Raw genomic sequence first — 14944 nt, 5'->3', positions numbered from 1 at the left:
AGCGAGAGGCCACCGAAAGGTGGCCTCTTTTTTTTATCTGACGACCATCACCGGTATATGGGTGTGGCGGATGACGCTGGAGGCGTTAGAGCCCAGCAGATGTGTGGTAATGGACGGGTTACGCGAACCGATAACCACCACGTCTGCCTTCAGTTCGGTCGCCAGTTCATTTACCGCATCGCGTACGCTGCCGAATCTGACGTGCGTTTTGATCCGTGAAGGGTCGATGCTGAAGTGGCTGACCATGGTTTGCAGGCGATTTTCCGCCTCGTGCTGCAAATGTTCCTCGAAGCGACGCACATCGGCGGCAAAGCGGTGCAGGCTCAGGCTGGCGGAGCCTGGCAGCACGTGTAGCAGATGGATGACACCGTCCTGCTGCGCCAGAAACTCCGCGTGGCGTACGGCCTTGTCGCTCAGCTCCATTTCAAAAACATCAACCGGCATAATGATTCTCTGATACATACCCGTTTCTCCTTGTTTATAAACGCTGTACTCATTCAACCACAAAATAGTCATGGTTTCTGTAAGCGCTCCGTCAGTTTTCTTATCTTGCCAGGATAAATCTCAAAAGACCCGTATTCACAGGCAGACCTTCAGGGGTAGCTACCCTTATACACTTCCCCGGAACCTTTCGGAGGTCGCATGAAAGCACTTACGTATCACGGTCCACACCATGTTCGCGTCGAGAATGTCCCCGACCCCATCATCGAACAGCCCGACGATATTATTCTGCGCGTCACGGCCACGGCTATCTGCGGCTCCGATTTGCATCTCTACCGCGGAAAGATCCCGAAGGTGCAGCACGGCGATATTTTTGGCCATGAGTTTATGGGGGAAATCGTCGAGTGCGGCGCAGAGGTGAAGAATTTGCAAAAGGGCGATCGCGTGGTGATCCCCTTTGTTATCGCCTGCGGGGACTGTTTCTTCTGTCGCCTCCAGCAGTATGCGGCCTGTGAGAATACCAACGCCGGGCAGGGTGCCGCACTGAACAAAAAGCAAATTCCCGCGCCTGCGGCGCTGTTTGGCTATAGCCACCTCTACGGCGGCGTGCCGGGCGGGCAGGCGGAATACGTTCGCGTGCCGAAGGGTAACGTCGGGCCGTTTAAAGTCCCGCAGCTTCTTTCTGATGATAAAGCGCTGTTCCTGTCCGACATTTTGCCCACGGCCTGGCAGGCGGCAAAAAATGCGCAGATTGAAAAAGGCTCAAGCGTAGCCGTTTTTGGCGCCGGGCCGGTGGGGCTACTGACCATTGCCTGTGCGCGGCTGCTGGGGGCTGAGCAGATTTTTGTTATCGATCACCATCCCTACCGGTTGCGATTTGCCGAGGCGCGCTATGGCGCTATCCCCATCAACTTTGATGATGACAACGACGCGGCGGAAAAAATCATCGAGCAGACCGCGGGCCAGCGCGGCGTTGACGCCGTGATTGATGCGGTCGGGTTTGAAGCGAAAGGCAGCACCACGGAAACGATCCTCAGCAATCTTAAAATCGAAGGCAGCAGCGGCAAAGCGTTGCGTCAGTGCATTGCTGCCGTGCGTCGCGGCGGGGTGGTCAGCGTACCCGGCGTATACGCAGGGTTTATCCATGGCTTCCTGTTTGGCGATGCCTTTGATAAGGGGCTGACGTTTAAGATGGGCCAGACGCACGTCCATGCCTGGCTGGGTGAACTGTTACCGCTGATCGAAAAAGGGCTGCTTACGCCGGAAGAGATCGTGACCCATTATCTCCCCCTTGCGGATGCGGAACGCGCCTATAAGATTTTCGAAAAACGGGAGGAGGAGTGCCGGAAGGTGATTCTGGTCCCGGGCGCAGAGACCCCCGAAGCCGCAGAGCAGACCGTTAAAGGGCTGGTGAATGCCTTCCCGGGCGGGGTTGCCTGAGAATGTTCGCTTACCAGTGGCGTTCAAGATAGAGCACGGCCGTGACGATAATCGCCACAAAAATCAGAAAGATAAGTGTGATCACGCCTATCTCACTCATGACCGTCCCCGCGGCACCAAAACAGGTTAAGCGTGGATTAAGGCCATTTTGCGCGGTATAGGAAAATTGGGTGAATTTGCGGAAAGAGGATGCGGCTGCATCCTCTGTGCAAAGCGGGTAGGCGCTTATTCAGAAGAGATTAACGCAGGTAATCGCCCGCGGCTTCTGGCTGGTAGAGCAGCTCCAGCACTTCCAGATGGGTTGACGCCCCACCCGGTAATTCCCAGTGGATCGTATCCCCCGTACGCAGCCCCAGCAGTGCGGCACCTACAGGGGCCAGAACAGAAAGCTGTGTGCTGCTGTCGGTCATCTGAGCCGGGTAAACCAGCGTACGGGTCAACTCTTCACCGGTGGTCAGGTTGCGGAATTTCACCTGGCTATTCATGGTGACCACGTCATGTGGCATTGTCTCAGGCGTGCACATCTGTGCCCGGTCGAGCTCCTCATTCAGGGCGTCGGCCACGGGGAGCGAGGCGAACTCCGCTTTTTCCAGCAGCCTGTCGATACGTTCTGCGTCGAGCTCATTGATGATAATGGTAGGTCTGGACATTTTTTACTCCATGTCGTTAATGCTGCGTCTTACGCAGAAACTGATCCAAAAGAAAACCCTCGCCGTCTGGCAGCGAGGGTTTAACTCTCCCGATGATACTGGCTGAGCGCGCAAGTTTGAAGTGATGAAAGTCACATTCATGGGCCATATGAATTTTCGCTGAAATTTATTCAGTCTTCATTCCTGACGGAATACGTTACGCTGAGTGTCCTGAACCCGGGCGTTGCCCACCAACGAGAGAGAATTATGTACTTCTATCAACCGTCTCAGGGGCACGGCCTGCCGCATGACCCGCTGAACGCCATTATTGGTCCACGTCCGATAGGCTGGATCTCCTCTTGCGACAAGGCCGGTCAGCTGAACCTTGCACCGTACAGTTTCTTCAACTGCTTTAACTACCGCCCGCCGATCATCGGCTTTTCCAGCAACGGCTGGAAGGACAGCGTGCGTAATATTACGGAAACCGGGGAGTTTGTCTGGAACCTGGCAACGCGCGATCTCGCACATGCGATGAATCAAACCTCCGCGATGCTTCCCCACGATCGGGATGAATTTAGCTTTGCCGGACTCACGCCAGCGGCCAGCCAGCTGGTTAACGCCCCCCGCGTTGCAGAAAGCCCGGTGAATTTTGAATGTCGACTGTCCCAGTGCATTCAGCTTACCGGAGCCGACGGTACGCCGGTGGACACGTGGCTGGTGCTGGGGGAAGTGGTCGGTATCCATATTGCCGAAACGCTGCTGGAAGAGGGGATATACCAGACGGCGAAAGCGCAGCCCATCCTGCGTGCGGGTGGGCCGACGGCATACTATGGCATCAGCGATGAAAACCGGTTTGATATGGTACGCCCGGGCGCGGATCAGTAACCGGCTTTATCAATCACGAATTGTTTACCGCAGTTACCCGGATGTGGCTGCGGGGCAAATGAGGCCGCAGAAAGCGGGTTGTTAATGGCGTCAGCCTTCAGCGAAATCTGCATCTCGGTCAGATAAGCCGGATTGCCGTTGCAGGTCAGCTTGAACGCTTTAACGTTCTCCTTGCCCCAACTTTTGGCTACGGCACTGTCAAAGTCGCTGCGACTGACTGGTTTTCCGTAGTTATTGGCAAGGAATTTACCGACCGCACTGTTTTTAACTTCCTGATTCATCCGCACCATCGTGCCGAAATAGGCATCCGGATCGAAACCAAAGCAGACGCCATGTTTGGCGTATTCGTAGCGTTCCAGGCAGGAATTACCGCCCGCACCCGGCATCACGTCGTTGAGCTTTGCGGCAGCGGAAAGCGACAGTCCGGTTTCGGCGGCATCGCATTTGCGGCTGGCCTTCACTTCCGGCATGTTCGGAATGGGGCGCGTGGCGCAGCCAAAACGCATCCAGCGACGTTCATCCACCCCGCGTGCGGCAATGGATTTCGGCAGGCCGGGCCATAGCCCGTGAACGGTCAGAAAATCAGCTTTATTTTCGCGCTCTTTTTGCAGGCGACATTCGTCAGGTTCATTGCGGTTGCGCTCGACCATGCTCTGGCAAAACCCGGTTTGCCAGGACAGAGCCAGCACATAGCGATCGAAATCGCCATACTGGGTTGCCTTGAGCGGTTCTGCCTGCGTGGAGAAAACACAGAGGGCAAGCGCGATTGCCCCAGACGGGATAACGATATCCTTCCTGAACATATGATTTCCTGATCGAATGAGCGTGATTGATTTCTGGGGGTTATTAAAGCACAAAAAGCGCCCGCAGGCGCTTTCTGGATATCAGGAATTTAGCTTAGGCTGCGCCGGGCACCAGCACTTCCGTGGCGATAATCACGATAATCAGCCCAACCATAACGGGCACTGAGGTGCGTTTTACCACTTCAAATGGCGAGATTTTCGCCATCCCGGCAACGGCGACGACCACGCCCGATACCGGGGAAATGGTACGGCCCAGGTTTGACGCCTGCAGCATAGGAATGGAGAGATAGGCCGGGTTAATACCGGAGGAGTGGGCCAGTTTCGGGATCATCTCCACGAAAGCGTAGAAAGGCGCATTGCCGGAACCGGTGGTCATGGCCGCCAGCATGGTGAGTACCACCAGGACCAGCATCAGGATAATACTGGCCGAGCCGAACGAGGTGGCGATAGAGATCAGGCTCTGGATAAAGCCGATGGTGCTCAGACCCTGAGCAAAAACGCCCGCTGCCACCAGCAGCATCACCACGCCAGCGAAGGCATCCGCCATACCGCGATAGGCGACTTCCAGACCCGAGAACACCTTTTGCGTGTTGAAACCGCGCACAAACTCCAGCACGGCAGCCAGCAGCATGCAGATCACCAGAATGGTGATGATGTGCAGCTGCGGGCCCCATTTGCCGTCAAAAATCAGCACTCCGATAATCGGCGTGAAGGGCAGAATGGCATAAAACGCGGGTGCGGTGGTGGTGATCTCACTCACATCCATCATCTCGTGGCTGATGTTTTCTTTCTTGTCCAGATAGCGCTGCCAGAAGAAATGCGCGATTCCCATTCCCACAATGGCGACAATAGAGATTGGCAGCGTGGTTTTAAAGGCGAAGTCGATGAGCGACATCTCCGCAGCCTTTGCCGCCAGCACAACGTCGCCGGAGGTCGGGGAGAGAATAATGGCTGCCGGAGACGCGCAAATGGCTGCTGCCGCGCCGCGGCTGATACCGACGTTCACCATGACCGGGAACAGCGTGGCCATGAGCAGTACGCCAAGTCCGGTTGCCGACGACACGGCCAGCGACATCAGGCAGGCGAGGAAATAGGCGGCGACCATCAGCAGATAGGGTGAGTTGATGTATTGCAGCGGTTTTGAGGCAAGCTTAACGACTATGTCGTTGGCACCGATATGGGTCATGTAGGCGGCAAAACCGCACAGCATCATGATCATCATACCCAGGTCGCCGCCGCGGCTCATGAGTAATATCTTAATGTATTCAACAATATCAGTGGCGGTGTAACCCGTACTGGTTGCACTGGCAGGTAATACCTGATGTCCCATTATGGCGCTGATAATCAGCAGCGTTAAACCGCCAACAAATAATACGCCCGTGGCCGAATAGCCTTTAATGATGTAGCGTGCGACACCGACAATGACGACGACCCCAATAAGGAGTTCGAATAACGTAAGCATGATTTCCCCTGTATCTCTGCTGCAATGGAGCACAAAAAATCAATAAAAATAAGAAGGATGAAAATGTGCCGAATAAATGGCCTGTTCTTGCTGATTAAAATCAATAAACAGACGACTAGAGAGCAGAACAACCGTGTTTTTGCCATGGCTCTTACATTTACACCATGAGAGTCTTGACCGTCAGAAATAGCGCAATATGTCCTTACAATGATAACAGATTGTTAATATTTTGTGTAATTCAGCATGTTGCTGATATACAAGGCTAAACAGGTCAAAGGCTTACTCTGAATGTGCTTATTCAAACTTACGGTCCAGTTTATTGAGAATATTCCCGGAAAAAGGCCGAATAATTAGGAATAACGCTGATGTCGTTAAGCCTTGATTCAACTACTTTATGGTAAACTTTGCCTCGAATACTAAGAATGGTAATTGCATTGTGATCGTACGTAATACATTTTTCTCAATTTTATTGTTTATTTTTGGGCAGTTAACGTTTTCTTCTGTTGCACAGGCAGAGGACAACGCGACGGATAAAGGGTGGTTCTCAACCTTTACGGATAATCTCTCTCAGACCTGGACGGCGCCCGAACATTATGATCTCTATGTTCCGGCAATAACGTGGCATGCGCGTTTTGCTTACGACAAAGAGAAAACCGATAAATACAACGAGCGTCCGTGGGGCGCTGGTTTCGGTCAGTCGCGCTGGGATGATAAGGGAAACTGGCATGGCATCTATCTGATGGCCTTTAAAGACTCCTTTAATAAATGGGAGCCGATTGGGGGCTACGGCTGGGAGAAAACCTGGCGTCCGCTAGCCGACGAGAACTTCCATGTCGGGTTGGGCTATACCGCGGGGGTCACCGCGCGTGACAACTGGAACTACATTCCGATCCCGGTGCTGCTGCCGTTGGCCTCTATCGGTTACGGCCCCGCAACGTTCCAGATGACCTACATCCCGGGCACGTACAACAACGGTAACGTTTACTTCGCCTGGATGCGTTTTCAGTTTTAACTGAAAAAACTTTACCTGTTGGTGATAAAACGCGCAGCCGTTGATTCATAAACGATAAAAATCTGCCAGTGAAAATTAACGCGACTTTAGTCACTTTTTATCAAAGATCCGCTGGACAAAAGGTCTCACAATTGATGTACTGGTAACCGACACAGCATTTGTGTCGTTTTTTAATGTAAAGGTAATTTTGATGTCTAAGATTAAAGGTAACGTTAAGTGGTTTAATGAGTCCAAAGGATTCGGTTTCATTACTCCTGAAGATGGCAGCAAAGACGTGTTCGTACACTTCTCTGCAATCCAGTCTAATGGTTTCAAAACTCTGGCTGAAGGTCAGCGTGTAGAGTTCGAAATCACTAACGGTGCCAAAGGCCCTTCTGCTGCTAACGTAATCGCTCTGTAATCCAGACGCGTCAGCAAGAATTTCAAAACCCGCTCACTGAGCGGGTTTTTTTCGTTTTGAATCAGCCAAGCAGATACATTTTCAGGAAGCTGGCCACGATCAGCACGCTTAACAACACCATGCCTGCGCTCATCAGACTCTGTTTCATTCTGTCACCCTCGTTCAGTACTGCATCCAGAGTGACAGAGAAAAATTAAGCCAACATTAACGGTTCGGCTGTTAATGCGCGCTTGCGGAAGAAAATAGCCAAAATGCGATCCCCGTCATCGCAAAGGAGCCGAGCATATTGATCGCCATATTCATCAGCGCCCAGCCGATACGGCCTTCCTGAAAGAGAAAAACCGTTTCCGCAGAAAAGGTTGAGAAGGTGGTTAACCCGCCGCAGAATCCGGTGGTAATCAGGACTTTCCACATTGGGTCAATGTGTGTCATTCGGTTAAACCAGGCCAGCCCCATGCCAATGATAAAGGCACCTATCAGGTTTGCAGCCAGCGTCCCCATGGGAATCGCCTGATGCAGGGGGTTAAACCGCATACTGAGAAACCATCGCGCAACGCTACCCGTTCCCCCACCAATAAAAACGGCTAAAAGTAGTTGTAACACGCTAAATACCTGCTATTTGATGTGTAAGAGAAGCGAGTTTAACGCCGTTTATGATGAGGGGACAAATATGTATGTTGCGGTAGGGCAATTTGCGGTCACGCCTGACTGGCAGGCTAACGCGATAAAATGCGTCAATCTGATGATGCAGGCCCAACAGAAAGGCGCATCGCTGCTGGTGCTTCCTGAGGCGCTGCTGGCCAGGGATGATAATGACCCGGATTTATCCGTGAAGTCCGCGCAGCCGCTGGACGGTGAATTTTTACAGCAATTGCTCGCCCAGAGCGTGGGCAATACGATGACGACGATCTTAACAATCCATGTTCCCTCTACGCCGGGTCGGGCGGTGAATACGCTGGTGGCGATTCGCGGCGGAGCCATAGTCGCACGTTACGCCAAGCTCCATCTTTATGATGCCTTCAGCATTCAGGAATCACGGCGCGTCGACCCAGGAGACCGTGTTCCGCCGCTGCTGGAGATTGACGGATTAAAGATTGGGCTGATGACCTGCTATGACCTGCGTTTTCCGGAGCTGGCACTCCATCTGGCGCTACAGGGGGCGGACGTGCTGGTTCTGCCTGCCGCGTGGGTTAAAGGGCCGTTAAAAGAACATCACTGGGCAACGCTGCTGGCGGCACGCGCGCTGGATACCACCTGCTATGTCGTTGCTGCAGGAGAATGCGGAACGAAGAACATCGGGCAAAGCAGGGTGATCGATCCGCTGGGTGTGACGATTGCCGCCGCTGCGGAAGCCCCGCATTTGCTGGTGGCGGAGATAAACTTAGAGAGAATTGCGCTTGCGCGTCAGCAATTACCCGTTCTTCGCAATCGTCGGTTTGCGCCACCGCAATTATTGTGATGTTTTTTTCAACAATGCTTGATTCACCTTGTTACAGATTGCTATTGTGTGCACGCGCTAAATGACCGTTAATACAGTCAGGTTTTGGCGCTGAATGCAGCCTGTTTTAAGTAAAGAAGGTATCTATGGGTGAGATTAGTATTACCAAACTGCTGGTGGTTGCCGCACTGGTCGTCCTGCTGTTTGGTACCAAGAAGTTACGCACGCTGGGTGGTGACCTGGGGGCTGCCATCAAAGGCTTTAAGAAAGCAATGAACGACGATGATACAGCCGCGAAGAAAAGCGCTGAGGATGACGTCCCGGCAGACAAGCTTTCTCACAAAGAGTGACAGCAACGCCTGAGGGCTTGCGAAAAAAAAACCGGCTCATGAGGCCGGTTTTTTTGTATTACTGTAAATAAATATTACAGCATTATTTAACTTCTTCGCCTTTTGCCTGCATATCTGCATGGTAGGAGGAGCGAACAAACGGGCCGCATGCGGCGTGAGTAAAGCCCATCGCCAGCGCTTCGGCCTTCATTTCATCAAACTCGTCCGGGCTCACGTAGCGCTGTACCGGCAGGTGGTGACGGCTTGGCTGCAGATACTGGCCCAGAGTCAGCATGGTTACACCGTGGCGGCGAAGATCGCGCATCACCTCGATGATTTCATCGTTAGTTTCACCCAGACCTACCATCAGACCTGACTTGGTCGGAATATGCGGATGCGCTTCTTTGAAGCGTTCCAGCAGTTTCAGAGACCAGTTATAGTCAGCGCCCGGGCGGACCTGACGATAGAGACGCGGTACGTTTTCCAGGTTGTGGTTAAACACATCTGGCGGCGTCGCGGTCAGGATATCCAGCGCACGGTCCATACGGCCGCGGAAGTCTGGCACCAGCGTCTCGATTTTGATGTTTGGGCTTTTCTCGCGAATGGCCGTAATACAGTCAGCGAAGTGCTGCGCCCCGCCGTCGCGCAGATCGTCACGGTCAACGGACGTGATAACCACATAGCGCAGCGCCATGTCGGCGATGGTCTGCGCCAGCTTCTGGGGTTCGTTAGCATCAGGTGCGACCGGACGGCCATGAGCAACATCGCAGAACGGGCAGCGGCGGGTACAGATAGCACCCAGAATCATAAACGTCGCGGTACCGTGATTGAAACATTCAGCAAGGTTCGGACAAGAGGCTTCTTCACAAACGGAGTGAAGGCCATTCTTGCGCATCGCCGCTTTGATCCCCTGGATACGCGAAGAGTCGGCCGGAAGTTTGATTTTCATCCATTCCGGTTTTCTTAACAGCGCCTCGCGCTCTGTAGCCACGTTTTTAACCGGGATAAGGGCCATTTTATCGGCATCGCGGTATTTAACACCGCGTTCCATCACAATGGGTTTACTCATAGCGTGCGTGTTCCAGTTGCGAATATCGAAGGAAAGCGTTTCAATTCAAGGGAATGTTGTATTTATCAACTATTTTTGAACGAACGACAGGCAGTATATCATTGAAACGGTCGTTAAAGCAGCCTGCCAGATCGCCAATTTGTAAAATAGTTGTTGTTTTGTGCCTTTTGCCCTGCCTGTCGCAGGGGCTTATGCTGGCTCAACCTGTCAGAAGGCCTGACGGATAATGCGGATGACGTTTTCCAGAACCGGATCGCGCAAGCTCAGCTTGTTGTAATGCAGTGAAATTTCAATAGATTCCGCATTAAGCTGGCTGAGGGGGATACTGTCCAGCGGCCAGCATTTCCGGAGCAGGCTGTACAGGCGCGATGGCATGATGCACAGCATATCGCTGCTGCCTATCAGAGATGCGGTGGTGAACATATTGTAACTGCTGAAGCTGATCTGACGTTCCGGGAAAATTTCATCAATACGCTGACGAAGGCCATGGTTGGACTGCCCTTCGGTCATGAAAGACGAGTGGTCGTAGTTGCGCAGGTTTTCGATGGTCAGCGGCTCGCTGAGGGCAGGATGCTGCTGACGGCAAACCAGTACCAGGTTATCCGCATAGAGCACATTTTGCCCCAGCGCTCTGGCACTGAAGCTGCCGCTTTCAATAATCAGGTCCGTCTGGAACTGGGCAAGCTGAACGTCAGGTTCATGGAGAGGCACATTGCGAAGCAGGAGCTGCGGAGCATGCTCTTTTACAGCCTGGAAGATCGCTGGCATCACCAGCACACCCACAGAAGGAGAACAGCCGATGGTGATGGTTCTCTGCTTATCATAGCTCCCGGTTAAATCCAGTGCGCCCAGAATCGACTCCAGCCCCTGGCTGATGTACTCATGAAGATGCGTGGCGTAAGCCGTCGGCGTTACCCCCTGGCCCTTACGGATAAATAACGGGTCAGGAAATATAGCGCGTAGCTTTTGGATTGACTGGCTTATTGCTGATGGCGTGAGATTAAGAATTTTCGCAGCGTTAACGATACCCTTATGGACATATACTGCCTCAAAAATAGTCAGTAAATTGAGATCAATATTACGTAAAGTCCGAAAAATTTGCGGCTTGTCTTCGCCACCAGGTTCATTCAGTCGTTTGGCTGGTAAATTATTATACTCCACGCTTTCACTCGTATACATTCACAATATGAATGATAGTTGAATTTATTTATTATGCTTGTAGAGATTCGTAAAGTGTTGGTTTTGTTTCATTTGTTTATCAAAAGCAAACACTTGTGTGATAATTGCTCACGTTACTTATGCCGTGTTTGCCGTGCATGCTGGAGGCTAAATAATATGTAGCGGTAATATTCGGGCGCTTCGAAAATATAGAATCTATGGATTATTGTAAAGTGCAAAAACGGTAAATAGACAGTGGCCCGTCAAATTAGCGAGCCCTGTTGTACGATATATTAAGTAGGGATATATTCGTGCGGGGGATTGTTAAGTAGTGCTAACACGTTCTTCAAAAGCACGGGACGAATCGTGTCTGGCGTAGCGGTTTCTACCCACTGGCGCATTTGCGTCATTTCCATGCCGGCGTAGCCGCAGGGGTTTATGCGCTGGAAAGGCGCGAGATCCATATTAATATTCAAGGCCAGGCCATGGAATGAGCAGCCTTTACGAATACGCAGCCCCAGAGAGCAGATCTTCATTTCCCCAACGTAGACCCCAGGCGCATCGGCTCGCGGATGCGCGTCAATCCCGTATTCCGCCAGCGTATTGACGACTGTCTGTTCCAGTAAGGTAACCAGTTCACGCACGCCGAGCTTTCTGCGCTTCAGATTGAGCAGGACGTACATCACCTGCTGCCCGGGTCCATGGTACGTGACCTGACCGCCGCGATCGCTCTGGATAACCGGAATATCGCCCGTCATTAATAAATGTTCTGCTTTTCCCGCCTGACCCTGCGTAAAGACCGGCAGGTGTTCGACCAGCCAGATCTCATCGGGGGTAGTGTCATCGCGTGAATCGGTGAAGTCATGCATAGCCTGGGAGACAGGCTCGTAAGGTTGCAGCCCGAGGTGACGGACCAGAATTTTATCCTGATACAAAACTGCGTCTCCGAAGACGAGGGACAAAAGGTATGCGGGAGTATATCACAGCGGGGAGAAGGGTTACCCGGCAAACCGGGTAACCGCAAAGGGACTACAGCACCATACGAACGATTTCGATATTGCCGAGCTCTTCGTACAGCGTCTCAACCTGCTCAATGTGTGTCGCAGTGATGGTAATAGAAACCGAGTGGTAGTTGCCCTTGCTGCTTGGTTTTACTGACGGAGAGTAGTCACCCGGCGCATGGCGCTGTACCACTTCAACCACCTGATCAACCAGCTCAGGTTTCGCCAGACCCATTACTTTGTAGGTAAATGGGGTAGGGAATTCAAGCAGTTCGTTAAGTTTGGTTTTCATGTCAGCTCCGGCGTAACGTCAAAAAATAATAACTCCCACGTCAGGTGGGAGTTATCAGGATACTTAGTATATGGGGATCAAAATCACACTTTCAAGTGTTCGATTTTTAACCAAACCAGTGGTGGAACATCAATTTAATATAATCAATGATTTTGCCGAAGAAATTGCCTTCAGGAATTTCTTGCAGGACCACCAGCGGGCGCTGATCGATCGTTTTGCCATCCAGCTGGAAGTTGATTGTGCCCACGACCTGATTTTTCTGCAGCGGGGCGTGCAGCTCGGTGCTGTTCAGGACGTAGCTGGCTTTCAGATCCTTCATACGACCGCGCGGAATGGTCAGGTAGAGGTCTTTATCAACGCCGAGAGAAGCACGGTCGTTGTCGCCGAACCAGACGGGTTCAGACGCAAACTCTTTGCCTGCTTTCAGTGGATTCACGGTTTCGAAGAAACGGAAGCCCCAGGTCAGCAGCTTCTTGCTTTCTGTTTCACGGCCTTTAAAGGTGCGGCCACCCATCACGGCAGAGATCAGACGCATCTGGCCTTCAGTGGCGGAGGCGACCAGGTTGTAGCCCGCTTTGTCGGTGTGACCCGTTTTGATGCCGTCAACGTTCAGGCTGTTATCCCACAGCAGGCCGTTACGGTTGGTCTGACGGATACCGTTGAAGGTGAACTCTTTCTCTTTATAGATAGAGTACTCATTTGGGACATCGCGGATCAGCGCCTGACCAATCAACGCCATATCACGTGCCGAGCTGTACTGACCGTCTGCGTCCAGGCCGTGTACGGTCTGGAAATGGCTGTTTTTCAGACCCAGCGCGTTCACGTAGCTGTTCATCAGGCCTACGAAGGCATCCTGGCTACCGGCGGCGAAATCGGCCATCGCTACGCAGGCATCGTTACCCGACTGCAGGTTGATACCGCGAATCAGCTGGGAAACAGGAACCTGCATACCCGGTTTCAGGAACATCAGAGAGGAACCCTTAAAGACCGGGTTCCCGGTTGCCCACGCATCGTTACCGATGGTGACCAGATCCGTTTCTTTGAATTTACCTGCCTTCATCGCCTGGCCGATAACGTAGCTGGTCATCATTTTGGTCAGGCTGGCCGGGTCACGGCGGGCATCGGCATTCTGTTCTGCCAGCACTTTGCCAGAGTTGTAATCGATCAGGATGTAGGATTCCGCGTCGATTTGCGGAACGCCAGGGATCATGGTCTTGATATTCAGGTCATCGGCGTGAGCTGCAGAGAGCGCAGCCGCGCAAAGGGCCGTGGTCAGCGCCATGCGCTGCACAAAACGAGCAGAAAAAGTGGTCTTCATGGTCAGAACTACGACATCCGTGATGGAATTAAAAAAAGTGCCTTACTATAGCAAATGCTATTCAGGCAGGCATCCGACTTTAAGCATGAGTTTGTGAATGTGTTTTACACAAACTGACAATTCGGATACCGCCGGTTAATTATTTCGCAACAGCGATAAATGACTGAAGCTGAGCTTCATTCTGCAGACGTTGCTGCAGGGAAGCTGCCTGCGATTTGCTGCCAAACGGCCCCATCTGAATGCGCCAGACCGCACCGTTCTGCTCAACGCGTCCTGGTACGCCAAACTGCTGGCTCAGACGCTGCTGATACTGTTTAGCCCGGGCCTGATCGCTCACAGCACCGACCTGAACCACATAGCTGCCGCTGGCCGCTGTTGGAGCCGCCACCGCGGCACTTTGCGTGGCCGCGGGCGCCGTTACGGGAGCTTGCTGGGTCGCTGGTGCAGCAACGGGAGCGGGGGCTGGGGTAGGTTCACTGCCTTCCAGCACGCCCGAGGCTAAGGTCGTCGGTGCGCCAAGAAAGCCGCTACTCTTTACCGGTGCGCCCGTTGAATCGTCGCTTTGCAGCGTGTCATTGCTGATTGGGCGTATTTCTCCCCCCGGCTGAGCAGGCTCGGCCGGAGAAGAGACGCTGCCCATTCCCCCGTCAAGATTGGGGCGGTCGGGCAGGGCATAGGTCTGTTTCGCCACCGTCGTACACGCGGTACCTGGCCCGGAGAGGGAGCCATCCTGCGCCACGATAATTGGGTCAATACGGACTTTGGTGTTGTTCGAGGTATTCAGGCGATCGGCAGACGCGCGCGACAGGGAGATCACCCGGTCATTACCGTACGGGCCGCGGTCGTTGATACGCACGACGATCATGCGGCCGTTTGCCAGGTTGGTGATACGAGCATAGCTCGGGATCGGCAGCGTCGGATGTGCCGCCGTCAGCTGCATGGGGTCGAACGTCTCTCCGGAGGCCGTCAGGTTACTGCCAGGCTCGGCATCATAAATGGCGGCAAAGCCCGCCTGGCTGAAACGGGAAGGATCCTGAACAATTTTATAGCTTTTGCCGTCCCGCTCGTAATCCTGATTGGCACTGGCATTCAGCGGTTCATAAACGGGATCGGCACCGCTGATTTCTACGATCGGGCCATTACACACCGCAGGCTGCGGCGGCGCGACGGTTGCCTGTTGCTGACCATCATCACTAGTACAGGCCGCAAGTAAACTTGCCGCAATGCAGATCCCCAGCCACTGCTTACGCATTCCGATCCCCTTATT

General features: G+C 53.0%; 18 protein-coding genes. 6 read left to right on the top strand and 12 right to left on the bottom strand.

The features are described 5' to 3' along the window. Positions 1-33: 33 nt before the first annotated feature. Positions 34-462: a universal stress protein UspG gene (gene uspG / locus HMPREF3143_RS00465; protein WP_008501017.1), complete on the bottom strand. Its 429-nt coding sequence runs from the start codon at positions 460-462 to the stop codon at positions 34-36. 180 nt (positions 463-642) lie between these two features. Between uspG and HMPREF3143_RS00460 the strand changes: the two genes are divergently transcribed. Beyond that, positions 643-1881 carry a zinc-dependent alcohol dehydrogenase gene (locus HMPREF3143_RS00460; RefSeq protein ID WP_008501018.1) on the top strand — a complete coding sequence of 413 codons (1239 nt, stop codon included), beginning with the start codon at positions 643-645 and terminating at the stop codon, positions 1879-1881. Between the two features lie 10 nt (positions 1882-1891). Here the strand turns inward: HMPREF3143_RS00460 and yldA are convergent, their stop codons facing one another. Both yldA and rnk read right to left on the bottom strand, forming a co-directional pair. Further along, complete coding sequence (gene yldA, locus HMPREF3143_RS26410) at positions 1892-1981, bottom strand: small membrane protein YldA (RefSeq protein WP_008501020.1); 90 nt, start codon at positions 1979-1981, stop codon at positions 1892-1894. 139 nt (positions 1982-2120) lie between these two features. Further along, entirely contained in the window at positions 2121-2531 is a 411-nt protein-coding gene (gene rnk, locus HMPREF3143_RS00455) for a nucleoside diphosphate kinase regulator (protein WP_008501021.1), read from the bottom strand. A gap of 246 nt (positions 2532-2777) precedes the next feature. Here rnk and HMPREF3143_RS00450 point away from each other — a divergent pair, with 246 nt between their 5' ends. Then, positions 2778-3395 (top strand): flavin reductase family protein, encoded by a 618-nt coding sequence (locus tag HMPREF3143_RS00450; RefSeq protein WP_063417924.1) that lies wholly within the window; start codon positions 2778-2780, stop codon positions 3393-3395. On the opposite strand, the gene rna is transcribed toward HMPREF3143_RS00450, so the two are convergent. Together rna and dcuC are read right to left on the bottom strand one after the other, a co-directional pair. Beyond that, positions 3389-4198, bottom strand: coding sequence for a ribonuclease I (gene rna, locus HMPREF3143_RS00445; RefSeq protein WP_070531283.1), 810 nt, complete (start codon positions 4196-4198; stop codon positions 3389-3391). The two genes, HMPREF3143_RS00450 and rna, sit on opposite strands and share 7 nt — an antisense overlap. A gap of 94 nt (positions 4199-4292) precedes the next feature. After that, positions 4293-5660 carry an anaerobic C4-dicarboxylate transporter DcuC gene (dcuC, locus tag HMPREF3143_RS00440; protein WP_070531281.1) on the bottom strand — a complete coding sequence of 456 codons (1368 nt, stop codon included), beginning with the start codon at positions 5658-5660 and terminating at the stop codon, positions 4293-4295. A gap of 394 nt (positions 5661-6054) precedes the next feature. On the opposite strand from dcuC, the gene pagP reads away from it, so the two are divergent. Then, on the top strand, positions 6055-6672 hold the full coding sequence (pagP, locus tag HMPREF3143_RS00435) for a lipid IV(A) palmitoyltransferase PagP (RefSeq protein ID WP_290127696.1): 618 nt from the start codon (positions 6055-6057) through the stop codon (positions 6670-6672). Positions 6673-6862: 190 nt separating this feature from the next. Further along, positions 6863-7072, top strand: coding sequence for a transcription antiterminator/RNA stability regulator CspE (gene cspE / locus HMPREF3143_RS00430; RefSeq protein ID WP_002439184.1), 210 nt, complete (start codon positions 6863-6865; stop codon positions 7070-7072). Positions 7073-7291: 219 nt separating this feature from the next. Here the strand turns inward: cspE and crcB are convergent, their stop codons facing one another. Then, positions 7292-7675, bottom strand: a complete 384-nt coding sequence (crcB, locus tag HMPREF3143_RS00425) for a fluoride efflux transporter CrcB (protein WP_008501029.1) — start codon at positions 7673-7675, stop codon at positions 7292-7294. 67 nt (positions 7676-7742) lie between these two features. Between crcB and HMPREF3143_RS00420 the strand changes: the two genes are divergently transcribed. Both HMPREF3143_RS00420 and tatE read left to right on the top strand, forming a co-directional pair. Further along, positions 7743-8531 (top strand): deaminated glutathione amidase, encoded by a 789-nt coding sequence (locus tag HMPREF3143_RS00420; RefSeq protein ID WP_070531275.1) that lies wholly within the window; start codon positions 7743-7745, stop codon positions 8529-8531. 125 nt (positions 8532-8656) lie between these two features. Next, entirely contained in the window at positions 8657-8860 is a 204-nt protein-coding gene (gene tatE, locus HMPREF3143_RS00415) for a twin-arginine translocase subunit TatE (RefSeq protein WP_008501031.1), read from the top strand. Positions 8861-8942: 82 nt separating this feature from the next. Here tatE and lipA read toward each other — a convergent pair whose 3' ends face one another. The 6 genes from lipA to rlpA all read right to left on the bottom strand — a co-directional run bounded on the left by lipA (position 8943) and on the right by rlpA (position 14929). Next, positions 8943-9908 carry a lipoyl synthase gene (gene lipA, locus HMPREF3143_RS00410; protein WP_008501032.1) on the bottom strand — a complete coding sequence of 322 codons (966 nt, stop codon included), beginning with the start codon at positions 9906-9908 and terminating at the stop codon, positions 8943-8945. Positions 9909-10115: 207 nt separating this feature from the next. Then, positions 10116-11069 carry a YbeF family transcriptional regulator gene (locus HMPREF3143_RS00405; protein WP_021242582.1) on the bottom strand — a complete coding sequence of 318 codons (954 nt, stop codon included), beginning with the start codon at positions 11067-11069 and terminating at the stop codon, positions 10116-10118. A 290-nt stretch (positions 11070-11359) separates the two neighbouring features. Then, a complete protein-coding gene (lipB, locus tag HMPREF3143_RS00400) occupies positions 11360-12001 on the bottom strand; it encodes a lipoyl(octanoyl) transferase LipB (protein ID WP_070531272.1) in 642 nt (213 codons plus the stop codon). A 94-nt stretch (positions 12002-12095) separates the two neighbouring features. Further along, positions 12096-12359, bottom strand: coding sequence for a DUF493 family protein YbeD (ybeD, locus tag HMPREF3143_RS00395; RefSeq protein ID WP_003858718.1), 264 nt, complete (start codon positions 12357-12359; stop codon positions 12096-12098). A 106-nt stretch (positions 12360-12465) separates the two neighbouring features. Continuing rightward, positions 12466-13677, bottom strand: coding sequence for a D-alanyl-D-alanine carboxypeptidase DacA (dacA, locus tag HMPREF3143_RS00390; RefSeq protein WP_008501035.1), 1212 nt, complete (start codon positions 13675-13677; stop codon positions 12466-12468). A gap of 139 nt (positions 13678-13816) precedes the next feature. Further along, on the bottom strand, positions 13817-14929 hold the full coding sequence (gene rlpA, locus HMPREF3143_RS00385; protein ID WP_070531269.1) for an endolytic peptidoglycan transglycosylase RlpA: 1113 nt from the start codon (positions 14927-14929) through the stop codon (positions 13817-13819). Positions 14930-14944: the final 15 nt, after the last annotated feature.

This window comes from Enterobacter sp. HMSC16D10 (assembly GCF_001807145.1).
GTDB classification, from domain to species: Bacteria; Pseudomonadota; Gammaproteobacteria; order Enterobacterales; family Enterobacteriaceae; genus Enterobacter; species Enterobacter roggenkampii.
This window is presented reverse-complemented; position numbering and strand designations above follow the sequence as displayed.

Bases quoted from the DNA above. Each gene is read 5' to 3' on its own strand.
- HMPREF3143_RS00420 (WP_070531275.1), top strand. From the start codon at position 7,743: ATGTATGTTGCGGTAGGGCAATTTGCGGTCACGCCTGACTGGCAGGCT.
- cspE (WP_002439184.1), top strand. From the start codon at position 6,863: ATGTCTAAGATTAAAGGTAACGTTAAGTGGTTTAATGAGTCCAAAGGA.
- pagP (WP_290127696.1), top strand. From the start codon at position 6,055: ATGGTAAACTTTGCCTCGAATACTAAGAATGGTAATTGCATTGTGATC.
- yldA (WP_008501020.1), bottom strand. From the start codon at position 1,981: ATGAGTGAGATAGGCGTGATCACACTTATCTTTCTGATTTTTGTGGCG.
- uspG (WP_008501017.1), bottom strand. From the start codon at position 462: ATGTATCAGAGAATCATTATGCCGGTTGATGTTTTTGAAATGGAGCTG.
- lipA (WP_008501032.1), bottom strand. From the start codon at position 9,908: ATGAGTAAACCCATTGTGATGGAACGCGGTGTTAAATACCGCGATGCC.
- rnk (WP_008501021.1), bottom strand. From the start codon at position 2,531: ATGTCCAGACCTACCATTATCATCAATGAGCTCGACGCAGAACGTATC.
- dacA (WP_008501035.1), bottom strand. From the start codon at position 13,677: ATGAAGACCACTTTTTCTGCTCGTTTTGTGCAGCGCATGGCGCTGACC.
- dcuC (WP_070531281.1), bottom strand. From the start codon at position 5,660: ATGCTTACGTTATTCGAACTCCTTATTGGGGTCGTCGTCATTGTCGGT.
- HMPREF3143_RS00460 (WP_008501018.1), top strand. From the start codon at position 643: ATGAAAGCACTTACGTATCACGGTCCACACCATGTTCGCGTCGAGAAT.
- tatE (WP_008501031.1), top strand. From the start codon at position 8,657: ATGGGTGAGATTAGTATTACCAAACTGCTGGTGGTTGCCGCACTGGTC.
- rlpA (WP_070531269.1), bottom strand. From the start codon at position 14,929: ATGCGTAAGCAGTGGCTGGGGATCTGCATTGCGGCAAGTTTACTTGCG.
- ybeD (WP_003858718.1), bottom strand. From the start codon at position 12,359: ATGAAAACCAAACTTAACGAACTGCTTGAATTCCCTACCCCATTTACC.
- rna (WP_070531283.1), bottom strand. From the start codon at position 4,198: ATGTTCAGGAAGGATATCGTTATCCCGTCTGGGGCAATCGCGCTTGCC.
- HMPREF3143_RS00450 (WP_063417924.1), top strand. From the start codon at position 2,778: ATGTACTTCTATCAACCGTCTCAGGGGCACGGCCTGCCGCATGACCCG.